The organism is Chroococcus sp. FPU101 (assembly GCF_017312365.1).
Taxonomy (GTDB): domain Bacteria; phylum Cyanobacteriota; class Cyanobacteriia; order Cyanobacteriales; family Microcystaceae; genus Chroococcus.
In genome coordinates this window covers 58,312-79,610 of record NZ_BLJI01000004.1, presented here as the reverse complement: position 1 = coordinate 79,610, position 21,299 = coordinate 58,312, and the positions used below count along the sequence as shown (strand labels likewise).

The window sequence follows — 21,299 nt, the reverse complement described above, 5'->3', positions numbered from 1 at the left end:
GATAAGCGTCTTGAGGTTTCTATGAATGTTCTCGTCCCATCCCCTGAAACTGCAATGAATTATTTTTCGACTTCTGTTTTATTTCTCCAACAACGGCTGAAATTAGTCGAAGACTTGTGGCAAGCAGTTTTACAGGTAGAATGCGGACAGGATCTTGTTGATTTACTCAACCAACTGCGCTCAATTTGTTCTGTAGATGAACAGGCTAATGAAAATCTAGCATCTTCGATTAGTGAACTGATTGAACAATTAGATTTAGAAGATGCCGTTAAAGCATCTCGCGCCTTTGCCCTCTATTTTCAGTTGGTTAACATCGTTGAACAGCACTACGAACAACGAGATCAACAACTGTCCCGTCGGGCTACCTACCAAGAAGAAAAACAAAATAGTAAAACTTATTCGCAAGCAGAAGATACATTAGTCGCTGAAACAGTAGGCAAAGACTGGCTAGAAAAAAACTGGTCAGATTTTGATGTGTTTAAAAAAGCAGGCCTTTTCCACTGGCTTTTCCCTCATCTTAAACAGCTTAATGTTCCACCTCAACAAATTCAGCGTTTACTCGATGAACTCGATGTTTGTTTAGTTTTTACGGCCCATCCGACCGAAATTGTGCGTCATACGATTCGTCGCAAACAAAGACGCATCGCTAATATTCTCCGCAAACTTGATCAAGCCGAAGAATCCTTTCGCGGTATGGGTTTAAGCAATTCTTGGGAATCGGTGGCCGCTAAAGAGCAGTTAATGGAAGAAATTCGCCTTTGGTGGCGAACAGACGAACTACATCAATTTAAACCCACTGTTTTAGATGAAGTAGACTACGCTCTTCATTATTTTGAAGAAGTTTTGTTTGAAGCAATTCCCCAACTTGCGGCCCGTCTTAAACAAAGTTTACAAAGCTCATTCCCAACCTTGCGCCCACCCAAAAATAATTTCTGTCGCTTTGGTTCTTGGGTTGGTGGCGATCGCGATGGAAACCCCTTTGTCACACCCGAAGTGACTTGGGATACAGCCTGTTACCAAAGAGGTAAGGTACTCGAAAAATATTTACACTCGATCATTGAATTATCGGCGGTTTTGAGTCCGTCTCGCCATTGGTGTAGCATTTTAACCGATTTGATTGATTCATTGGAACAAGATAAACAGGATATGCCAGAAATCTACGATTCTCTAGCCCTGCGTTATCGCCAAGAACCCTATCGTCTTAAATTAGCCTATATTCAAACTAGGTTAGAAAATACTCTAAAGCGCAATCAACGCCTGACCAACCCTGAAGAAAGACAACTTTTAAGCCGACAAAAAGACTCGAATTACTATAAGACGGGACATGATTTCCTCAGTGATCTCTGTATGATTCAGCGTAGTTTAGAGACAACGGGTTTGACTTGTATCGAGTTAAGCAATTTGATCGCTCAAGTGGAAATTTTTGGCTTTAACCTCGCTCAACTTGATTTTAGACAAGAATCAACTCGTCATGCAGAAGCGATCGCAGAAATCGCCGAATACATTCAAGCTTTACCAAAGCCTTACATCGAACTGCCAGAAGAAGATCGCATTGCTTGGTTAGTGGCTGAACTCAAAAGTCGTCGCCCTTTAATCACTCAGGATATGCCGTTTAGCGATCGAACTCGTGAGACGATCGATACCCTGAAAATGCTCAAACAGCTACAAATTGAGTTTGGTTTGGACATTTGTCAGACTTACATCATCAGTATGACTAATGAAGCAAGCGACGTTCTAGAAGTTCTGTTACTTGCCCAAGAAGCGGGACTTTATGACCCCGCCACCAGTATCTCAACGGTTCGCATTGCTCCACTTTTTGAAACCGTCGATGACTTAAAGAATGCCCCAGCGATTATGAAAACGCTGTTTGAAATTCCGCTATATCGGGCAACCTTAGCGGGAGGATATGACCACCTCGAACAGCTAAAAGGATCTAATACAGAATTACCACCCCCGCCCCTCCAACCTGCAAATTTACAAGAGATCATGGTGGGTTATTCCGACAGTAACAAAGATTCGGGATTTTTGAGTAGTAACTGGGAAATTCACAAAGCCCAAAAAGCTTTACATAAAGTAGCCCAAGATTATCGGGTTAATCTGCGACTCTTTCACGGACGAGGCGGCTCAGTTGGTCGTGGGGGTGGGCCTGCCTATGAAGCGATTCTAGCGCAACCGAGAGCTACCGTTAATGGACGGATCAAGATTACTGAACAAGGGGAAGTTTTAGCTTCTAAGTATTCTCTACCCGAATTGGCTTTGTATAACCTAGAAACGATGGTAACGGCGGTTATTCAATCGAGTTTACTAGGAAGTGGCTTTGATGATATTGAACCTTGGAATCGTATTATGGAATCGTTAGCGAGTTCCGCGAGAAAGGTTTATCGTCAGTTGGTTTATGAAGATCCAGATTTTCTCGATTTCTTCCTCTCGGTTACACCCATCCCCGAAATTAGCCAATTACAGATCAGTTCACGTCCTGCCCGACGCAAAAGTGGAAAACAAGATTTAAGTACCCTGCGGGCGATTCCTTGGGTCTTTAGTTGGACACAAAGCCGCTTTTTATTACCTGCTTGGTACGGTGTCGGAACTGCCTTAGAACTGTTTTTAGTGCAAGATCCTGAAGAAAATCTAAAACTGTTACGTTACTACTATTTCAAATGGCCGTTTTTTAAAGTGGTCATTTCTAAAGTTGAGATGACACTATCTAAAGTTGATTTACAGATGGCGCGTCACTACGTCGATGAGTTATCGAAACCAGAAGACAAAGAACGGTTTGAACGGCTATATGATCGTATTTCCGAAGAATACCATCTAACTCGTACTTTGATCCAAGCGATTACAGGACATGGACGTTTACTCGATGGTGATCCGAATTTACAGCGTTCTGTCGATTTACGAAATCGTTCTATTCTTCCGTTAGGCTTTTTACAAGTCTCGCTGATTAAACGGTTACGTCAGTTCCAAGCCCAGTCAGCCATTATTCATTATCGTTATAACAAAGAAGATCTCCTACGAGGTGCGATGTTGACGATTAATGGAATTGCTGCGGGAATGCGTAATACAGGTTGATTTCAGTTAACAGTTAAATTTTGTTAATGATAAACGATTCATTTTTTGTGAAGCGATTAGCGTTGATATGATCAGTTGAAGGTGGGATTTAGTGACTAAATCCCTAAAATTAATCAGTAGGGGTTTGGCAAGCAAACCTAAGATTATTTTATGAAGCTAAAAATTGTTGAAAATTATGATCCAAGTTTTACACTTGAATCTAAGGCTAAAGAAACATTATTTAATTTGCTAAAAGATGAATCGTTTCTAGAACAAGTCAGACAACAAGTTCAATGCAAAAACTTAGAATTTACTGAATTATTATTTCAACCCGTTCCCTATAGTCTAAAAACGCCGAAAGGAATGCCTTCAGAGTTTGAAAAATATCATCATTCTGAGGATTATTTAATTATTAATGTACCGCCTCATTTCATGTTCAAAGCAAAGATTTTTCAGCCAAGTCGTCTTTGTGCTATTTATCGTAAGGTTTCTTAATCCATGACTTTTCAAACAGAAATTGTATCCCTTAACAGTCTTGATTATCTTCCTTTTTTAGATGAAAATGGAATAATTGATGAAAGTTTACAGGGAAAAATTGGCGTATATGCTATTTTTAATCAAGACAAAATTTTACAATTTGTTGGTTATTCTAGAGATATTTATCTGAGTTTAAAACAACATTTAGTCCGTCAACCCAATCAATGTTATTGGTTTAAAATACAGACTATTACTCGTCCAAGTCGAACGATATTAGAAGAAATTCGTCAAGCTTGGATGAGTGAAAATGGTTTAGTTCAAAATGATGAAAAATGGACACAACCAATTGATGCCAAATTAGCTATGAGTGAAACCGATAAGCAAGAGTATAAAAATCTTGATGAAATCGGTCAAATTAAATTCTTAAAAAAGGTTTCTCGACGAATTGAAGAAACTATTCAAGAACAGCTAAAAGAACGGGGTGTCCATATGGAAATTCGTTTTAATCCTAAATTAAAAGAAGAGGGATTATTGGACTTAAAACCCTAAATTAAGGATTATCAAATTTACCGAAAGATCTAGGATGTCCCGCCGTTTGTTCGCATAGGAAATAACGAGCGGGTTCATAATGATTTTCTGCATTATACGGTGCCAGAAAATGCTCATTAACTAAATCATCACGGACAAAAAAAGCATTGACACCTGTAAAACTACAACCTACTAATTTATAACCTTTAAGAGTTCCTAATTTTTCTAAAGCTAATAAACTGGCTCCCATATAATTACTATAATCCCAACGATGATTAGGATTATACTGAATTGTCCAACTTACATAAGGTGGATAAACAGCGTTATATTCCATAATAACGACTCTGGGGCGATAATTATTAATTGCTTTCCAAATCCAGTAATCATTACCATCAATATCAATCGATAATAAATCTAATTCTTGCGGAACATTAGCTTGTTTAAATAATGTTTCGATATTATCTGCATCGACAAAATTATTAATTAGAGTTAACTGGCGATTTTCAATAACACTGCCAAACTTTTCTTTAATTCGTTTACAATATTTATCACTACCCTCAATCCATAACCCTTGCCATCCTAAAGTAAGAAGAAAAGCGGAATTATTTTCAAGTCCAAAACCAACACCAAATTCTACAAAATATTGATTTGTGGTACCAATCCGCCGAAAAATCTCATAAATAATCCCATCTTCTCCCCCTTGGGAATAGGCTTTAAACTCATATTGGTTTAATTTTTTCGGATCACTGTATTTAGAATTATTTTTTAAATGATTGTTGAGATAATCTTCAATCATTAAATTTTTTAGTGAGGATTGCGTTGCTAGTAAAGACTTATTTGTGCTTTGTATTTGTTTTAAATCGTTTTGAATAGCCTGAATTCTTGTCGAAAATTTCTTCAAAAAATTAAACATTAAAAATTACTCCTCACTACACAAAGAATGTCAAAAACAAAATAACACAAGTTTAGCGAGGTTTGGTGAGTTTTTGCTAAGACACAAATCTAGAACCGATGAACTGTATAGGTTGCTACATTTTATGAGGTGTTTAACGATCGCCTGATGAATGTAGAGAAATAAAGCTACCTATAAGATTACCCGCCTACGGAGGCGGGTTAATAACTGTACAAAACGATATGGACTCCTAAAAAAAGAAAAACGAAAAAGCAACTAAGGTTTACTAATGAACATACAACAGCCTTTGACACACTCTAAAATATTTCTTTACCTGTTTCAGGTCTTAGATTATGATTTCATCTTTCGCAGTTCATTTGTAGAAAAGTTTGTAGAACGCACGCAAGGCTAAAACCATTTTATGATGAGAAGAAATAAACTTAGACGGGGGGTTGTTGTTTGAGTCAGAGCAGGTAGCACAGGCTCTAATCTCTTTACCTTGAATGGAAGTTGAGTCGCTTCCTTTGTGCATATTTTTAGAATAACACTGTTCTCAAAGTGTGGGTGATTTTTTTCAACAATGTAATAGTTTGTTGGTCTTCTCAATATTTTCGTAACAAAACTAAATAAAAAATGGCTCAAAGCTGAGGATCTATCTGCACTACGTCCCTCTAAAATGCCGCCTACAGGTGACGACATCGGGGACTCACGTGTGGGCGCAGCTTGTAAGCTCCATTTTGATTACAATATAGATCGATTGAACTAATTTGCAATTCCCTATGACTAGCCAGAGTGACTTATTAATCTTGATTGACGGACATTCATTAGCCTTTCGTGCCTATTATGCTTTTGCAAACTCCCGTCAAGGTACACTGCGTACAACGAAGGGTATTCCAACGAGTGTCACTTTTGGGTTTATTAATTCTTTAGTACAAGTCATTGAGTTGCAACGTCCTAAGTATTTAGCGGTAGCATTTGATTTACAAACACCGTCTTTCCGTCATCAAGCAGAGGAAACATACAAAGCAACCCGCAAAGAGACACCAGAAGAATTTATACCTGACTTAGAAAACCTGAAAAGTCTTCTAAGTGCCTTTAATTTACAAATTATTACTGCTGTTGGCTATGAAGCAGATGATGTTTTAGGGACTTTGGCAAAAAAAGCAAGTCAAGAAGGATACCAAGTTAAAATATTGACAGGCGATCGAGATTTATTTCAATTGGTTGATACTCAGCAAAAGATTAGTGTTTTGTATCTATCTAGGAATTTTCGCAATCCTTTAGACGGTTATATAGAATTTGATGAATTAGCGGTTGAAGAAAAATTAGGAGTTAAACCCACTCAAGTTGTTGATTATAAGGCTTTGTGCGGTGATAGTTCTGACAATATTTCAGGAGTCAGAGGAATTGGCGAAAAAACTGCAGTTAAATTATTACAAGAATACAAAACATTAGATAATATTTATCAAAATTTAGAACAAATTCAAGGTGCTGTAAAAACCAAGTTAGCCACTGGCAAAGCCGATGCAGACCAATCTCGCTTTTTAGCACAGTTAGTGACCGAGATTCCAATAGAGATTAATTTAAAAGACTGTTATTTAAAAGGTTTTGATTCAGAGCAAGTTAAACCAATCCTAGAAGAATTAGAATTAAAATCTATTTTGAAGAAAATTGAGCAATTGCAAACCTCGTTTGGTGGAAAAAAAGAACTACCGACAACCGAAACATCAATACAACAGTTATCTATTTTTTCTCAACCCTCGGCTACAACCATTTATCAAGATGAACATAATTTAACAGTTTTAAAAACAGATGACTTGTTTGATGAGGAAGATGATGAAGAAATAGATGAAATTGAAAAGATTACTATTCAACCTCAAATTATTGATACGTCGGAAAAATTACAAACATTAATTAATCATCTAAAAACTTTTAAAAATTATCAACAACCTGTCGCTTGGGATACTGAAACAACTGCCTTAAATCCGAGAGAAGCTAAGTTAGTTGGAATAGGATGTTGTTGGGGTATAGAAGTTACAGACATAGCATATATTCCCATCAATCATAGTCAAGGAAATAACTTAGATCAAGATGAGGTTTTAGCTGGATTACGATTTATTCTAGAAAGCAATGATGATCCAAAAGTTTTTCAAAATGCAAAATTTGATCGTCTTGTTTTAAAACATCAAGGAATTAAACTTGCTGGTGTTGTTTTTGATACCATGCTTGCCAGTTATGTTTTACATCCAGAAAATAGTCATAATCTTAAAGAACTCTGTAAAAGATATCTCCCTCAAATTGAAGCAAAAAGTTATAAACAGTTATTTATTCCAAAAGTAAAAACAATAGGTGATTTAGATATTGTTACAATTGCTGACTATTGTGGAACAGATGCCTATGCAACTTATCTTCTTGTTTCAAAATTAAAAGCAGAATTAGAAGAAATTCCAGAATTATATAAACTGTTATTAGAAATAGAACAACCCTTAGAGCCTGTTTTAGCTGAAATGGAAGATCAAGGCGTACGTCTAGATGTTTCGTATCTTAAAGAATTTTCTCAGCAACTCGAAAAAGACTTAGAAGAAATTGAAAAGAAAGCTTATGAAGCGGCTGGAGAAATTTTTAATTTAGCCTCTCCCAAAAAATTAAGTGAAATACTGTTTAATAAATTACAACTAAACACGAAAAAGTCTCGAAAAATCCAAACAGGTTATTCTACAGATCACGCAACCTTAGAAAAATTACAAGGTGATCATCCACTAATTGATTATATTTTAGAACATCGCACTTTAGCTAAATTAAAATCTACCTATGTTGATGCTTTACCTGCATTAATTGAATCTAAAACCAATCGAGTTCACACAGATTTTAATCAAACCATTACTACAACAGGAAGACTATCATCGTCTAATCCTAATTTACAAAATATCCCAATTAGAAGTGAATTTTCTCGTCGCATCAGACAAGCTTTTATTCCAGATGATGGTTATTTGTTGGTTTCAGCAGACTATTCTCAAATTGAACTCAGAATTTTAGCGCATTTGAGTCAAGAACCTGTCTTAGTCGAAGCATATCAAAAAGGGGAGGATGTACACGCAGTTACAGCAAAACTGATATTTGAAAAAGAGCAAGTTACACCCTATGAAAGAAATTTAGGAAAAACGATTAACTTTGGTGTAATTTATGGCATGGGAGCGCAAAGATTTGCTAGAGAGACGGGTTTACCAGCAGCACAAGGAAAAGAATTTATCGATAAATATCAAAAACGCTATGCTAAAGTATTTGAGTATTTGGAAAGAATGAAAAAAGAAGCGATCGCACATGGTTATGTTCAGACTATTTTCGGTAGAAGACGCTATTTTGATTTTAATAATTTAAGATATCTCAAAGGTCGTCCTGTAGAAAAAATTGACTTAGTTAAATTAAAAACAAATCAAGAAGATGCACAATTATTACGTGCAGCCGCTAATGCTCCAATTCAGGGTTCAAGTGCTGATATTATTAAAATAGCGATGATTAAACTTCATGAGATTTTACAAGAATATCAGGCTAAATTACTCTTACAAGTCCATGATGAATTAGTTTTTGAAGTCCCTTCTGACGAATGGCAAGAATTAGAACCTAAAATCAAATCAGCGATGGAAAATGCAGTAACACTCAGTGTTCCTCTTGTTGTTGAAATCAATGTAGGTCAAAATTGGATGGAAGCAAAGTAATGGTTATTATAAATATTTCTTACTCATGATCTATCTAATAAATATATACATTTTTGATAAACTTTAGTCGGTATATTTTCAAAGAAATTCAGTAAAAATAAAATTGTAATAGGAGTAAAAATACAAAAGACCTTTAACCTAAGGTAAAAAGGAAGGAAACGCTGATTTTTTTGTATTCTTATTTGAAGTTCTTGAGCAATCTTTCTTCTTAAATAGTTTCTTTCATCTGCTGGAATTAACATTCTTAAAGCATTAATTATAATGTCTTCTTGAGATTGGATGTCTTTCTCTAAAGATAACCGTGTATTAACTTCTTCTAAGTAATCATTATTTCTTTGCGATTTAATCGTTGAATAACCTAGTTTTTCCTGTAGTTTCCAAAGACTTTTACATTCCCAGATATATTTTGGTGTTTTCCTATTTGTTGTTATTTGCATATATAAACTTATAAATAGGATAGCATCAAAAGATACTAGCATTAAAATTGAAAGAAAAATAAAATATACATATATTTTGAGCAAGCTTAAAGATATTAAAAATATGAAACTTGAAATAATACTACATTGATTCGTGAGTCTTATTATTTTTCTTTCTTGTTGCTCATACTGCTTGATATGAGTATCATTATGTAAAATTTGCTCTCTTCCACCTTCTCTATTAAAAATATTATGTTTTGAGTCTCGATAAATAAAATAAGCTCTTAAAATATCAAATACTGTGGAATCATAATTTTTCATAAAAAAACGACCGATATTTTCTTATTTTTTCTTAAAGATTATAACTCAACAATAGACAATTAGTACAAGAAAACTTAATTATATATTTAGGTTAACATTATTCATATATTACTTGACTAGAACATATCTAGTTACTAATCTATAATTTAGTGCATTATGCTAAAAAAATGCTGTATTAACCTCTGTTCGGGTTAAACGAATTTTGACATTAATCTGAGAATAAATAAGATTTTTAATAATATATTACCCTAAACGGTGGTGCTAAAGTTACAAAGACCGCCTTCGCGGCCTAGCCCTAAGCTTTAGCTTACAGGCAGAGCATCTTGACTATAAAAGAATAATGATAAATTTAGCTTTGCGAGAACTTTTATGAAACAGCTTCCTGATGATAAAATTTTGATAGAATTGCTAGAAATGGCTAGAGAGGCTGAAGAAGAAGCAAAATCTTTATGTAATTTGGCAACGGAAATAGATGAAAAATGGTGTATTCATCTTAAAGATAAAAGACAACGGTAAATTAAACACATTCAACTTTAGATCAAAATATTTTTAAAAGTTCATATATAGCCTAACTTTATGGCTACTCTCAAACTTTGGGGTTACATACAATGTCACATCGTGAATTTGTCGCTAAATTGAAAAACTACATTGATTGATCTTGCATCTTTGCTCAATCTTATGCTAGTATAGTTAAGCTATAAAAAAACCTTGCGGATGTGGCGGAATTGGTATACGCGCACGCTTGAGGTGCGTGTGACTCACGTCTTGGGAGTTCGAGTCTCCCCATCCGCATTCTAAAAGTCTTAACGGTATAAAGTAAATTAGTCGTCTCGAATTCTCAAACTTTATTAATTGTGTAAATAAATTTAGGATATTCTAAACACCAACTAGCAGGAACAACTTCCAGTAACCACCAATTAAATAGATCTCGTCTTCCTTCTGAACCTGGAAAGATAGCGTAACCTTCTAAACAATCATCTAACATTGCTAATAAAGCATTTTTAGCTTTTTCTGGTTCAAAAATATATAAAATTTGCTGAAATACGTCCATTGCTTCATCAAACGCTTGATAACTAATGTCTTCTTGAGTGAACAGTGATTTTATCAAATTATTTGAGACATTTTTCTGCTCTAATTTTTGATTAATATACTTAAAAACTTCCTGAGGTATAGAATTATTAGGTTTATATGCTAAAATCGTTGGCTCAACAGCTTTTGCTAAGATAATAGCCATAATGATATAGCGTTGATGACCCAACTTATCACTATTTAAAGCTTCAAGAATCTGATTTAAAATTTCTTCTAATGAAATTGTGTTTTTTTCCTTTTCTTCATAGAGTTCTTCATATTGAAATTGCCACGCTGTATAAAGTATCTCACGCAGTGATTGAGGAATTTCGTAAGTAGGAGAAATCTTGAAATCAGTATAGTGAGTTGCAAAAGATATCATAGATACTGGTTTAAGTTAAATTATGGAGGGTAAGGCTCATCCCAAAACACCTCTATTTCAATATTATGAAATTTTTCCTTAAACTGTTCGATAACTCCTAAACAACTTTCACAAGGTTGTCTTTCTGTATATAAACAAAGTGTACCTTCTACTGAGCGACTATAAAAATTATCTAGAGTATCCGCAATAGCTGAAAGTGCTTTGTATTCAGCATCAGTATCCATTAAACGTCCTGAATAACTATCGACTATTGGCTCAAATTGCCCCCCCATAGACTTTGCTAGAGGTATAGGGGAGGGACTTTTTGCTCTAGAAGTAGCCCCAACTTCAATTACATCATTTTTATCTTTAAGATATAGTTCAATAACAGCAACATTAGCTTTGGGAAAGGGTAGTTTTAAATAATTTTCTCTTACTGAAATAGCTTTTTTTCTCAGATGCTGTTTGTAAGCATTCCGCAAGATAGGTACACTTAGAGAATCTTTAAAATCCATCCTTAAATTTAAACTTCTGCTTTCACCTTCACCAACACGGTAGTCGAAACCATTGCAGCTAATAATTGTTCGGGTGTTACAGCAAAGGGTAAACGGTGAATATCAGAATGAGGAAGACAGGTAATTTCAGCAGCATGACGCAACTCAGCAAGAGTTACATCTTTTAACCCCAAGTCTTCTAAGGTTTTCGGTAAACCAATTTCATCATAAAATTTCAGTAACTGTTGTCTGGATGTAACCGCTAATTGATTTCCTTGGATTAATTCTTCGAGACGTAATTGTACTAAAATACCATATGCCACTTTTTCGCCGTGTAGGGCATCATGAGCCTTTAGAATGTGGGTTAATCCATTATGGACTGCATGGGCGGCCACTGTACGACAATTTGCACCACCTAACCCACCGATGACACCCGCGAGTAAGACAGTCGCATCTACAACTTCTTTCCAGTCTTCTCCCCCTAGGTTTTGTAATGCAGTAGCCGATTTTTGGAATAATATATCTCTTAGGACTCTTGCTTGTTGGACGGCTGCAATTGTCAGAGTTGCGGTAGAATGACCACTACTAACTGATGCTTCATACCATTTTGCGATCGCATCACCAATACCTGCAACTAGCATCCGTTGGGGTGAGGTTTTTAGTAACTCGTAATCTAGAATTAGTAAATCTGGACATTTATTTAAAGACACATCGTACTGAAACGCACCTTCATTAGTATAAATGTTCGATAAGGCTGTCCATGCAGCACAAGTTGCAGCAGATGTAGGAATTGTAACAACAGGTAAGTTACACTTCTTCGCAATGAGTTTCGATAAATCTAACGCTTTACCACCACCGACACCGATAATTAAATCAGCTTGATGTTCTGCTACGATATTTTTTAGGGTAGTTAGAGAAGATTCTGAACAGTCGGGGTGATAGTTTCCGAATCTTGCAGTCAGTTGATATTGCTCAAAAATAGCTTCAAGATCAGGTTTGACTACATTTAAAGTTTGCTCTCCTCCAATAATAAGCGGACGAGTGCCTAAATGTGCAATCTTATTTCCTGCATTTTTTAAAATTCCTTCCCCTTTGATGACTTGAGCAGGAGACATCAAAAGTGGCACAATAGTAGTAGCTTGTTGAGTAGATGCTTGAGCAATTTTACGAGTCATGAGTTTTAAAATACTCCAAATTTTTTAAACAGAAGCTTTTTTCGGTAATTGGGCTAATGCTTTCGGGAAAATCTCGATTTTAACCTCTTTCTCGTCTCTTTCCCCTAAAGGACGTGTAGCTTGTCCGAGATAAACTGGAATAGTTACCCCTTCTTTGGGATGGAGTAAAGTTCTAGCGCGGATCATAAATTCATTAGTTCCACCGATACCCACTCTTCCATAGGAAAATAAATTACTAGCAGCTTGACGTAGCGTTGCATCTAATTCTGTTTCAGTAATTTCTGTAGGAACTGTAATCACGACCTGCGTTCCTCCGTTATCATAGACACGGGTATATTTTATAGCCCCAGGTATTTCGTTTTTAGTGAGTAATCCTAATCCTAAACCAAAAATGCTAAGGGTGATCACAGCCATAAAGCTAGTGACTCCAACTAAGCGAAAACGAATACCCCACTTTAGAACAAAAGCGAGTAGAGTCAAACCCAAAAAGACAAGGGTGGCTATTGCTGAGTATTGAACGTAGGGTGAAAAATCAGTGGGGAAGTTCATTCTTTTATTTTAATCCTATAAATCGATGAAAACAATTAACCGAGACACGTTAACCTATCCTATTGTAGAAACCTTTCATTCAGTACAAGGTGAAGGATTTTGGACAGGTGTAAATGCTTATTTTATCCGTTTAGGGGGCTGTGATGTTTATTGTCCTTGGTGTGATCAAAAAGAGTCATGGAATGCAAAACGTCATCCGCAACTGTCTGTAAGTGATTTAGTTCAACAAGCCAAAAACGCTAACCCTGCTATTGTTATTATTACAGGCGGTGAACCTTTGCTGCACGATCTAACTTCTCTAACTCGACAGCTAAAGGAATACAGGTTAAGAACGCATTTAGAAACCTCTGGTACACATCCGTTTAGTGGAGTGTTTGACTGGGTGACTTTTTCGCCAAAACAATACAAAAGTCCTGACTGTAGTATTTATCCGCAGGTACAAGAATTAAAGGTTGTTATAGCCGATGAAGATGATCTAAGATGGGCTGAAAAACAAGCCTCTTTAATTCCGTCTCATGCGTTAAAGTATCTCCAAAGCGAATGGAATACCCCCCAAAGTCAGCAACTCATTTTTGATTATGTGCTAAAACATCCCGAATGGCGCATCAGTCTACAAAGTCATAAGTTTTTGGGAGTACGCTAGATGAAAAAAAAAGCGGTTGTCTTACTTTCAGGTGGTTTAGATTCGGCAACAACAGCAGCAATAGCCCTTAAAGACGGTTATGATGTAATGGCTCTTTCTTTTAATTATGGACAACGCCACAATAAAGAGTTACAAGCATCGGTCAAAATAGCCCAAGCATTAGGAATTAAAGAACACTATACGATCGATGTTAATCTATCTGGGTGGGGTGGTTCCGCTTTAACCGATAGTGCGATCGCTCTTCCCGAAGATGGCGTAAAATCAGATATTATCCCTATTACCTATGTTCCTGGCAGAAATACAGTATTTATTGCTATTGCGCTTTCATTAGCTGAAGCAAAAGGGTGTAACGCGATTTTCTTGGGCATTAATGCGGTAGACTATTCGGGATATCCTGATTGTCGTCCAGATTATCTAGCAGCATATCAAAATTTAGCCAATCTATCCTCTAAAGTTGGAGTCGAAGGAAAAGCCCCGCAACTCATCGCACCTTTAATCCATGATCTAAAGTAGATATCGTACATCGGGCTATTGAGTCGGGAATTCCCATTACAGATACATGGTCATGCTATCTTGGGGAAAATGATTCCTGTGGTTTGTGTGACTCCTGTCGCATTCGAGATAAAGCTTTAATTGAAGCGGGTTATCCAGAATACGCAACCCCCGTCGGAAAAGAATTATATTTAACGCATAATATTAGCGCAAAAGCTATTCCTACTATGTCTACTCTCACATCCGCCAAGTTCCCGATTATAGAAGACACCCGCGCTGGTTTACCGAATATTTGTGGTTTTGAATCACAGATTAGTGAAATTGTCAAGCAATCCGAGCCAGTTTTTTTGCGCTCGACAAATTTACGTTTAGAAGACATTAATGCTGGTTTTAGTTGCGCCCTTCATATGCACCAACCGACACTCCCTGCGGGGTTTGAAGGGGCTTTAATTAGTAATTTACAATATATGTTTGAGCATCCAGCACAAGGAGATAACCACAATGCGGGCGTATTTGCGTGGTGTTATGGACGAATGGGTGATTTTATCCCAGATCTGATTAATTCTGGCTGTAATCCTCGGATTATGTTGGATTATTCAGGTAATTTATTATGGGGTTTGCGTCAGATGGGACGCGATGATATTATTAATAATCTTAAACGTATTACCTGTGATCCTCAATATCAGCCCTATGTCGAGTGGTTGGGTACGATGTGGAGTCATGCGGTGATACCTTCTACTCCTATTCCAGACATTAAACTTCATATCCAAGCGTGGCAACATTATTTCGCATCTATCTTCGGTTATGATGCCCTGAAACGGGTTAAAGGTTTTTCACCTCCAGAAATGCACCTACCCAACCATCCAGATACTTTGTATGAATATATCAAAGCACTCAAAGAATGTGGCTATCGTTGGTTAATGGTACAGGAACATACTATCGAAACTTTAGATGGTGCGGGAATACCACAGGATCAAAAATATATTCCTAACCGTTTGGTTGCAAGAAATTCCAAAGGTGAGGTAATTAGTATTACAGCATTAATTAAAACACAAGGATCGGATACTAAACTTGTTGCCCAAATGCAGCCTTATTTTGAAGCGAAAGGACGCGGTAAACAGACTATCGGTTCTCAATCTATTCCTTCATTAGTAACACAAATTGCGGATGGAGAAAACGGCGGCGTGATGATGAATGAATTTCCCCGTGATTTTTTCCGAATATATCACGAAATCCGTGACCAAAATGGTAATCATCAAGGAACGGTGGCAGTCAATGGTACAGAATATTTAGAATTAATTGAGGATGCGGGTGTAAATCCTGATGATTATCCCACGTGTCAAGCCGTCCATCAACACAAAGTATGGCAACGTATTAATCTAGATGCAGTAACCCCAGAAGCGGTAGAAAATGCGATCGCAGAATTAAAAGCAAATGATCACGGTTTTAACATGGATGGTGCATCATGGACAAATGATCTCAGTTGGGTCAAAGGATACGAAAATGTTTTAGGGCCCATGAATCAATTTAGTGCATTATTCCATCAAAAATTCGATCATATTGTCGCGCAAGATCCCTCAGTTACTCAACATCTCGACTATCATCAAGCGTTATTACATAATTTACTCTTGCAAACCAGTTGTTTTCGTTATTGGGGACAAGGCATCTGGACAGACTACGCACGGAAAATATACGATCGTGGTGTAGCCGTTATTAAGCTAACATAAGTTAGAAAAAAGCCCTCACTTTGTAGGGGTTTGGTTGCCAAACCCTTTAAATATAGTTATTCTCATGGTTGATACCTTCAAATCTTCTAACTCAGCAAAACAAGAATGGCGAGATGAAATAACAGCCCTTCCACCTTGGTTAAAACGTTCTATTGGAAAAGCAAGCGATATTTCAACCGTTCAACGTATCATCAAACAACGTAATATTCATACTATTTGCGAAGAGGGCAGATGTCCGAACCGAGGCGAATGTTACTCAAATCAAACCGCTACATTTTTATTGATGGGGCCAGTATGTACACGATCATGTGCATTTTGTCAAGTAGATAAAGGTCATGCCCCAATGCCGTTAGATGCCGATGAACCCCGAAAAGTCGCCGAAGCAGTACAGTTATTATGTTTGCGATATGTAGTTTTAACTTCCGTTGCTAGGGATGATCTCGTTGATGGGGGTGCCAGTGTTTTTGTCCAAACTATGCAAGCAATACGTCAAATGAACCCAGAAACCTTGATCGAAGTTTTAACCCCTGATTTTTGGGGAGGAAAAGGAGGCGAAATAACCCAGAAAGAACGAGTAAAAATCGTAACAACAGCTAAACCTGCTTGTTATAACCACAATATCGAAACCGTCCGACGCTTACAAGATCCTGTTAGACGTGGCGCAAAATACGATCGCACTCTTAATGTACTACGATGGGTCAAAGAATTTGATGCCACTATTCCCACTAAATCAGGTTTAATGTTAGGGCATGGGGAAACAGAAGACGAAGTTATTGAAACGATGCGAGATTTAAGAAAAATAGAATGCGATCGTCTTACACTCGGTCAATATATGCGGCCTTCTCTCGACCATTTACCAGTACAAAAATATTGGACACCCGAAGAGTTTGATCAACTTGGAGAAATTGCCCAATCATTAGGATTTTATCAGGTTCGTTCTGGGCCTTTAGTTCGCAGTTCTTATCATGCAGGAGAATAGTGGCTATTTATGGATTAAAATCCTATCAAGTTTTTTTTCAGCCAATCAAATATTGACTCTGATATTTCCTTATTTATTTCTTCAGGAATATCATTTGAATCAATAAATGAATTTAAATTATGAAAATTCATTGTTAACCAATAAGAGATTTGTTCTTTCTGTCTTATTTCAAGTAAATGTTTTTCATCTTCAACATTTAGAAGTTGTACATCACAGGTACAAGAAAAAAGCAATTTAAGTGAAATTGATGGTTCTTCAAAATTCAGAAAATAAAACCAAGGAATACCTTTAATCATACTTGTAGTAAACCGATTTCTAATTTCTGATATTTCATACATTTCTTGATAATCTAATTGATATTCAGGAAAATATATTTCAATAGTATTTCTTTTTTTAATCATAAGCTCATAATTCTTAGTAAGCTTTTTAATAATTTTTTCAATGTATTCTGTATTGGCAGCTATAACATCTTCCTTTGGTATTGTGAAATAAGTAATATCCGCGTCACTTATTGCATCATCTACAACCCAATTAAGTCTTATTTTGTCTGAATAATCCTCTACTAAACCAACTATTTCTAATCACTTAACTATAATTTTCTGATCAAGTGTATTACTTTTTGGTATTTCTTGCCACCAGCCATTTTTACTTGAGCTAGTTTTTTCTATATCAAACCTTACCCAATATGCTTGACTAAAATCATTATTGCAGACTATAAGTATTATCGGATTAGTTTGGTTCATATAATATATAATAATTTAAGTGGCGATTCTCGCCATCATATCTAAAGCCACCAGCAGTGAGCTTTGATATATATGAATCACCACATTTAATCTGAACAGCTATGCTTTTTCCAGTTACACTACCATTAATTACGATATCAACAAAGCCATCAATACCAAAATCAGATTCTTGAGGAACAGTTCTATAAATCCAACCAAGCACTGTTGTTACATAGTGAGAAAAGTATACTTCACCTTTCCGACCTATTTCTTGACTTTTGTTCTGTTTAGGAAAACCAAAATCGTTCATTGATAAATTACGTTTGCTAACTTTACGAATTAAAAATAAAATAGAAACATATCATTTGAAAATTAATTAAAATAATTTGTTATCTAGATTATTATTTTTAAAGTATATTATAGACCAAAAGTTATGTATATTGTAATCATATTTTACGGATGATTATTTGGATTTTCAACGATTAATCCTTCAATAGATGTGGCTATATTTAATTCATTGTCTGCACAGATAAACATTAGATCCTGTGATTGAAGCTATAAAAACCTCATTATTGAGTGAAGGATTAAAGATTTCTAAAACATAGGCTGAACCAATCTCGTTGACATATCGTTTGACTAATGCGCTACTATCAATAAAATAGACTGCCATCTAACGTCGTTCCTCGATAATTGTCTCAGAGATGGGTTTTTCTTCTAGGTTAATAAGTTGTTCCTGAGACGTTTGACGATAAATGGGACGTTTAATCTGTTTAACTAAACCTGAAGTTAACAATGCTTGATGAAAAGTAGTTTTTTTCAAATACTCTTCTTTAGTAGCCAGATATTGCTCGATAATTTGATGTAATTCCTCTAACTCATTAACTTCAAGTTCTTCAAGTTGATTAAGAATATCTTGAAAAACAATACGTGTCATAATTTTTTAGCCTACACAAAAAAAGCCGCCGTATTCTAATGATCATAAAGTATGTTTGTAAACTTGGTACAGAACAAACCTTTTATTGAGATCATCAAGGAATACAAATCTTAGACGCTTCTTGAAGAAATAGCACGTTCTTTAGGATTTTCTCAAGTGCGATCGGGGCCTTTGGTTCGCAGTTCCTATCATGCAGGGGAAGAATAAGCCGTAATTTTCAAATCTAAATTACTTTTGATTTTCTGGTAAAGATCGCTCTGGATTTACATATTCTGGATTTGCCATATTTTCTAAGTTCTCTTTTGCCGTTTCTCTAGCTTTATCAATCAATTCATTACTTTCTTCATATTGACCATAAGTATCTTTTGTTGCTTCTTTTTCCTCTTCTTTATCAATTGTATTAGCCGCTTTATCTAATTTCTGTACATTTTCTTTAAAGTTTGGAGAAGCTAGGGCTTGTTGAGGTAGGCTAAAATTAGTAAATAAAATACTTAAAACAAGTACCAAAGTTAATCTAATACGGAAAATCATTAATTTTAAACTTTTCATAAAAACTGATTCACATCTAAATTGTTTTTAATAGTTTAAAAAATTAATATAATAACCGCATCTATCTAACGAAAGGGATTTCTAAGTATCTTTTTGTGACTTAATTCTATCTATTTCTGCTTGTAGATCAGCAATTTTTTTCTTCAAATCTTCAGACTCTTGTTTTTGGGGTGTGGCATTAACATTAATCGAGCCTTCTTTGCGGACTTTAGGATAGTTTCCTTGTCGAATTTGGCTGTATTGTGTAGAGGTAGACCATTCTTGTATATAACGAACTCGTTCTACTGTAAAAGGATGAGCTAGAAAAGTATCATTGGCACCGTTATAAATTAAAACTTTATAAAATTGATTTAAACTATCTTCATCCATCCGATAATAGTCATCCGACTGTTTGAGAAACTCTGATAAACTGCATTCATGTACATATTTCTGACTTCCTCCCGCTAATTTCATCATTGTTTTATAAATTGGAGTCACATCATCTAGCACTAACAATGAGGCTCGATCGGACGATAATTCTGCTTTTCTACGCCATTCATAAAAAGCATAAATCAAGCCCGTTGTCATAATTTTTCCAATACCTAATGTTAAATCGCCCAGAAATGTAGCCGTATTTCTGACCCATAAAAACATCTGGATTAAAATACTGTGGTCACATTTAAGATGACCTAATTCATGAGCGATAACTGTTCTAAGTTCATTTTCTTCTAATAAATCAAGTAAACCTGTATTGATGACAATATAAGGATGTTCTCGCCCTAATGAATACGCATTAACAAAAGGTTCTTGACTAACATATAACGTTGGTTCTGGAGAGATATCTAATGCTTGAAGACACTCTCGATAAATGCCATAAAGTGTCGAATATTGTCGCGGCCCGACTTTCAGATTATTTCCCATTAGATAAATCTGTTGAGGACGCTCATAAATATATTCTGAAAAACGAGTAGCTAAGAGATCAAAACCAGGAACACTTCTTAATGCTTGTTCAGCTTGTTGATCTAAAGGATGTTTAAACGCTTGGCTTGAAATACCTGGATAACTTGGCATAAGATCAATTTATAAAACGACTTATTACTATCTTAAAAACCATTACCATTAGTTGAAATCTCGGTATGAATGGGATGGGTTGTGGGAGTAGTAATAAATTCCGCTTGAGCAAGATATTCTGGATAGGTAGAAAATTCGGGTAAAATTTCTCGTACAAACGCTTCTGCTGCTTTGGAACGATAGCGACTCGGATTTATAATAACTGATAAAGTGCGTCTAACTTCAACATCTTTGATCGGTGCCATATGGAGTACATTCATATGTAATTCTTTTTCGATCGCTGTTACTGAAACAAAAGCCGCCCCTAAACCTGATTGGACTGCATTTTTGATCGCTTCGATCGAATTGAGTTCCATTTCAACTTTAAGACGTTTAGTATCAATATCGCAACGACTTAAGACTTTATCAATGACTTTACGAATCGTAGACTGTGAATCGAGGGTAATAAATTTAAGTCTATATAAATCTTCTTTTTGGATCATTTCAACTTTAGCCAAAGGATGAGCAACAGGCAAAATTAACGCCAATTCATCATCAGCATAGGGAATAATTCGTAAAGTTTCTTGTAGTTCGGCGGGAACTTCACCCCCAATAATGGCGAGATCAACTTGTCCATTAGCAACCCCCCAAGAAGTGCGACGGGTGGAGTGAACCTGTAATTGTACGCTCACTTCTGGATATTTGCTGCGAAAATAGCCAATCATGCGCGGTAGTAAATAGGTACCTGTGGTTTGGGAAGCACCGACAATTAAAGTACCACCTTGTAAGTTTTGTAAATCTTCGATCGCACGACAGGTTTCTTGACACAGAGTAATAATTTTTTCCCCATAACTCAACAATAGATGTCCTGCTTCGGTGAGTTGTGCTTTACGTCCCCCGCGATCAAATAAGGGTACATTTAGTTGCTTTTCTAGGTTCTGTACTTGTAAACTAACAGCAGGTTGAGAAACATATAGAGTATCGGCGGCTCGTTTAAAACTTCCTTCAGCAGCGATCGCCTTAAGAATTCTGAGTTGATCTAGAGTGAAAGGAATATCTGACATAGGCTTGGCTCATGGAATGTGTAAGGAAGTAGGACGAGCAGCAACAATTCTTCGCTTTCTTTTTTCAAATGACGAGGGCAGCAACTTAAATGTTACATCGACTCATACTGACATT

General features: G+C 36.1%; 22 protein-coding genes, 1 tRNA gene and 1 pseudogene. 10 read left to right on the top strand and 14 right to left on the bottom strand.

All coding sequences use genetic code 11. The features are described 5' to 3' along the window. Positions 1–21 precede the first annotated feature (21 nt). From ppc to CFPU101_RS06235, 3 genes are all read left to right on the top strand, one after another. A complete protein-coding gene (gene ppc, locus CFPU101_RS06245; protein WP_206814471.1) occupies positions 22–3,069 on the top strand; it encodes a phosphoenolpyruvate carboxylase in 3,048 nt (1,015 codons plus the stop codon). Positions 3,070–3,219: 150 nt separating this feature from the next. Further along, the gene (locus CFPU101_RS06240; RefSeq protein ID WP_206814470.1) at positions 3,220–3,543 is read left to right on the top strand and encodes a hypothetical protein; all 324 of its coding nucleotides are present in this window, start codon (positions 3,220–3,222) and stop codon (positions 3,541–3,543) included. A gap of 3 nt (positions 3,544–3,546) precedes the next feature. Next, positions 3,547–4,074 carry a GIY-YIG nuclease family protein gene (locus tag CFPU101_RS06235; RefSeq protein WP_206814469.1) on the top strand — a complete coding sequence of 176 codons (528 nt, stop codon included), beginning with the start codon at positions 3,547–3,549 and terminating at the stop codon, positions 4,072–4,074. Position 4,075: 1 nt separating this feature from the next. Here the strand turns inward: CFPU101_RS06235 and CFPU101_RS06230 are convergent, their stop codons facing one another. After that, positions 4,076–4,966: a hypothetical protein gene (locus tag CFPU101_RS06230; protein ID WP_206814468.1), complete on the bottom strand. Its 891-nt coding sequence runs from the start codon at positions 4,964–4,966 to the stop codon at positions 4,076–4,078. Between the two features lie 758 nt (positions 4,967–5,724). On the opposite strand from CFPU101_RS06230, the gene polA reads away from it, so the two are divergent. Continuing rightward, the gene (gene polA / locus CFPU101_RS06225) at positions 5,725–8,661 is read left to right on the top strand and encodes a DNA polymerase I (protein WP_206814467.1); all 2,937 of its coding nucleotides are present in this window, start codon (positions 5,725–5,727) and stop codon (positions 8,659–8,661) included. A 23-nt stretch (positions 8,662–8,684) separates the two neighbouring features. Here polA and CFPU101_RS06220 read toward each other — a convergent pair whose 3' ends face one another. Then, complete coding sequence (locus CFPU101_RS06220; RefSeq protein WP_206814466.1) at positions 8,685–9,398, bottom strand: hypothetical protein; 714 nt, start codon at positions 9,396–9,398, stop codon at positions 8,685–8,687. Between the two features lie 369 nt (positions 9,399–9,767). Between CFPU101_RS06220 and CFPU101_RS06215 the strand changes: the two genes are divergently transcribed. After that, complete coding sequence (locus tag CFPU101_RS06215; protein WP_206814465.1) at positions 9,768–9,914, top strand: hypothetical protein; 147 nt, start codon at positions 9,768–9,770, stop codon at positions 9,912–9,914. A 194-nt stretch (positions 9,915–10,108) separates the two neighbouring features. Then, a tRNA-Leu gene (locus CFPU101_RS06210) sits at positions 10,109–10,190 on the top strand. Between the two features lie 46 nt (positions 10,191–10,236). On the opposite strand, the gene CFPU101_RS06205 is transcribed toward CFPU101_RS06210, so the two are convergent. From CFPU101_RS06205 to CFPU101_RS06190, 4 genes are read right to left on the bottom strand one after another with little or no spacing between them, the layout of a single operon-like run. After that, a complete protein-coding gene (locus tag CFPU101_RS06205; RefSeq protein WP_206814464.1) occupies positions 10,237–10,848 on the bottom strand; it encodes a hypothetical protein in 612 nt (203 codons plus the stop codon). Positions 10,849–10,868: 20 nt separating this feature from the next. Beyond that, positions 10,869–11,342: a deaminase domain-containing protein gene (locus CFPU101_RS06200; RefSeq protein ID WP_206814463.1), complete on the bottom strand. Its 474-nt coding sequence runs from the start codon at positions 11,340–11,342 to the stop codon at positions 10,869–10,871. Positions 11,343–11,350: 8 nt separating this feature from the next. Next, entirely contained in the window at positions 11,351–12,496 is a 1,146-nt protein-coding gene (locus tag CFPU101_RS06195; protein ID WP_206814462.1) for an iron-containing alcohol dehydrogenase family protein, read from the bottom strand. 24 nt (positions 12,497–12,520) lie between these two features. Continuing rightward, entirely contained in the window at positions 12,521–13,045 is a 525-nt protein-coding gene (locus CFPU101_RS06190) for a Ycf51 family protein (protein WP_206814461.1), read from the bottom strand. Positions 13,046–13,070: 25 nt separating this feature from the next. Here CFPU101_RS06190 and CFPU101_RS06185 point away from each other — a divergent pair, with 25 nt between their 5' ends. From CFPU101_RS06185 to lipA, 4 genes and pseudogenes are all read left to right on the top strand, one after another. Then, positions 13,071–13,688, top strand: coding sequence for a 7-carboxy-7-deazaguanine synthase QueE (locus CFPU101_RS06185; RefSeq protein ID WP_206814460.1), 618 nt, complete (start codon positions 13,071–13,073; stop codon positions 13,686–13,688). Next, positions 13,689–14,362 (top strand): annotated as a pseudogene (gene queC / locus CFPU101_RS06180) (7-cyano-7-deazaguanine synthase QueC); the annotation flags it as partial. Positions 14,363–14,407: 45 nt separating this feature from the next. Then, entirely contained in the window at positions 14,408–15,907 is a 1,500-nt protein-coding gene (locus CFPU101_RS06175; RefSeq protein ID WP_206814628.1) for a glycosyl hydrolase family 57, read from the top strand. Positions 15,908–15,971: 64 nt separating this feature from the next. Next, positions 15,972–16,886 (top strand): lipoyl synthase, encoded by a 915-nt coding sequence (gene lipA / locus CFPU101_RS06170; protein ID WP_206814459.1) that lies wholly within the window; start codon positions 15,972–15,974, stop codon positions 16,884–16,886. Positions 16,887–16,900: 14 nt separating this feature from the next. Here the strand turns inward: lipA and CFPU101_RS06165 are convergent, their stop codons facing one another. From CFPU101_RS06165 to CFPU101_RS06130, 8 genes are all read right to left on the bottom strand, one after another. Then, positions 16,901–17,287, bottom strand: coding sequence for a hypothetical protein (locus CFPU101_RS06165; protein ID WP_206814458.1), 387 nt, complete (start codon positions 17,285–17,287; stop codon positions 16,901–16,903). A gap of 180 nt (positions 17,288–17,467) precedes the next feature. Further along, positions 17,468–17,629 (bottom strand): DUF4365 domain-containing protein, encoded by a 162-nt coding sequence (locus CFPU101_RS26240; protein WP_206814457.1) that lies wholly within the window; start codon positions 17,627–17,629, stop codon positions 17,468–17,470. Further along, positions 17,616–17,918, bottom strand: coding sequence for a DUF4365 domain-containing protein (locus tag CFPU101_RS06155; protein ID WP_206814456.1), 303 nt, complete (start codon positions 17,916–17,918; stop codon positions 17,616–17,618). Before CFPU101_RS06155 ends, CFPU101_RS26240 begins: the two co-directional genes overlap by 14 nt. 204 nt (positions 17,919–18,122) lie before the next feature. Beyond that, positions 18,123–18,278 carry a hypothetical protein gene (locus CFPU101_RS06150; RefSeq protein ID WP_242577798.1) on the bottom strand — a complete coding sequence of 52 codons (156 nt, stop codon included), beginning with the start codon at positions 18,276–18,278 and terminating at the stop codon, positions 18,123–18,125. Continuing rightward, positions 18,279–18,542, bottom strand: a complete 264-nt coding sequence (locus CFPU101_RS06145; RefSeq protein WP_206814455.1) for a hypothetical protein — start codon at positions 18,540–18,542, stop codon at positions 18,279–18,281. 228 nt (positions 18,543–18,770) lie between these two features. Then, on the bottom strand, positions 18,771–19,091 hold the full coding sequence (locus CFPU101_RS06140) for a hypothetical protein (RefSeq protein ID WP_206814454.1): 321 nt from the start codon (positions 19,089–19,091) through the stop codon (positions 18,771–18,773). Between the two features lie 81 nt (positions 19,092–19,172). Next, positions 19,173–20,141: a M48 family metallopeptidase gene (locus tag CFPU101_RS06135; RefSeq protein ID WP_206814453.1), complete on the bottom strand. Its 969-nt coding sequence runs from the start codon at positions 20,139–20,141 to the stop codon at positions 19,173–19,175. A gap of 32 nt (positions 20,142–20,173) precedes the next feature. Beyond that, a complete protein-coding gene (locus CFPU101_RS06130) occupies positions 20,174–21,184 on the bottom strand; it encodes a LysR family transcriptional regulator (RefSeq protein ID WP_206814452.1) in 1,011 nt (336 codons plus the stop codon). Positions 21,185–21,299 lie beyond the last annotated feature (115 nt).

Excerpts from the sequence above, each read along its gene's own strand:
- CFPU101_RS06230 (WP_206814468.1), bottom strand. The coding sequence starts at position 4,966 with ATGTTTAATTTTTTGAAGAAATTTTCGACAAGAATTCAGGCTATTCAA.
- CFPU101_RS06175 (WP_206814628.1), top strand. The coding sequence starts at position 14,408 with ATGTCTACTCTCACATCCGCCAAGTTCCCGATTATAGAAGACACCCGC.
- CFPU101_RS06135 (WP_206814453.1), bottom strand. The coding sequence starts at position 20,141 with ATGCCAAGTTATCCAGGTATTTCAAGCCAAGCGTTTAAACATCCTTTA.
- CFPU101_RS06240 (WP_206814470.1), top strand. The coding sequence starts at position 3,220 with ATGAAGCTAAAAATTGTTGAAAATTATGATCCAAGTTTTACACTTGAA.
- CFPU101_RS06215 (WP_206814465.1), top strand. The coding sequence starts at position 9,768 with ATGAAACAGCTTCCTGATGATAAAATTTTGATAGAATTGCTAGAAATG.
- CFPU101_RS06190 (WP_206814461.1), bottom strand. The coding sequence starts at position 13,045 with ATGAACTTCCCCACTGATTTTTCACCCTACGTTCAATACTCAGCAATA.
- CFPU101_RS06140 (WP_206814454.1), bottom strand. The coding sequence starts at position 19,091 with ATGAAAAGTTTAAAATTAATGATTTTCCGTATTAGATTAACTTTGGTA.
- CFPU101_RS06155 (WP_206814456.1), bottom strand. The coding sequence starts at position 17,918 with ATGAACGATTTTGGTTTTCCTAAACAGAACAAAAGTCAAGAAATAGGT.
- CFPU101_RS06165 (WP_206814458.1), bottom strand. The coding sequence starts at position 17,287 with ATGATTAAAAAAAGAAATACTATTGAAATATATTTTCCTGAATATCAA.
- CFPU101_RS06185 (WP_206814460.1), top strand. The coding sequence starts at position 13,071 with ATGAAAACAATTAACCGAGACACGTTAACCTATCCTATTGTAGAAACC.
- CFPU101_RS06145 (WP_206814455.1), bottom strand. The coding sequence starts at position 18,542 with ATGACACGTATTGTTTTTCAAGATATTCTTAATCAACTTGAAGAACTT.
- CFPU101_RS06200 (WP_206814463.1), bottom strand. The coding sequence starts at position 11,342 with ATGGATTTTAAAGATTCTCTAAGTGTACCTATCTTGCGGAATGCTTAC.
- CFPU101_RS26240 (WP_206814457.1), bottom strand. The coding sequence starts at position 17,629 with ATGAACCAAACTAATCCGATAATACTTATAGTCTGCAATAATGATTTT.
- CFPU101_RS06220 (WP_206814466.1), bottom strand. The coding sequence starts at position 9,398 with ATGAAAAATTATGATTCCACAGTATTTGATATTTTAAGAGCTTATTTT.
- CFPU101_RS06205 (WP_206814464.1), bottom strand. The coding sequence starts at position 10,848 with ATGATATCTTTTGCAACTCACTATACTGATTTCAAGATTTCTCCTACT.
- CFPU101_RS06150 (WP_242577798.1), bottom strand. The coding sequence starts at position 18,278 with ATGGCAGTCTATTTTATTGATAGTAGCGCATTAGTCAAACGATATGTC.
- CFPU101_RS06235 (WP_206814469.1), top strand. The coding sequence starts at position 3,547 with ATGACTTTTCAAACAGAAATTGTATCCCTTAACAGTCTTGATTATCTT.
- ppc (WP_206814471.1), top strand. The coding sequence starts at position 22 with ATGAATGTTCTCGTCCCATCCCCTGAAACTGCAATGAATTATTTTTCG.
- lipA (WP_206814459.1), top strand. The coding sequence starts at position 15,972 with ATGGTTGATACCTTCAAATCTTCTAACTCAGCAAAACAAGAATGGCGA.
- polA (WP_206814467.1), top strand. The coding sequence starts at position 5,725 with ATGACTAGCCAGAGTGACTTATTAATCTTGATTGACGGACATTCATTA.
- CFPU101_RS06130 (WP_206814452.1), bottom strand. The coding sequence starts at position 21,184 with ATGTCAGATATTCCTTTCACTCTAGATCAACTCAGAATTCTTAAGGCG.
- CFPU101_RS06195 (WP_206814462.1), bottom strand. The coding sequence starts at position 12,496 with ATGACTCGTAAAATTGCTCAAGCATCTACTCAACAAGCTACTACTATT.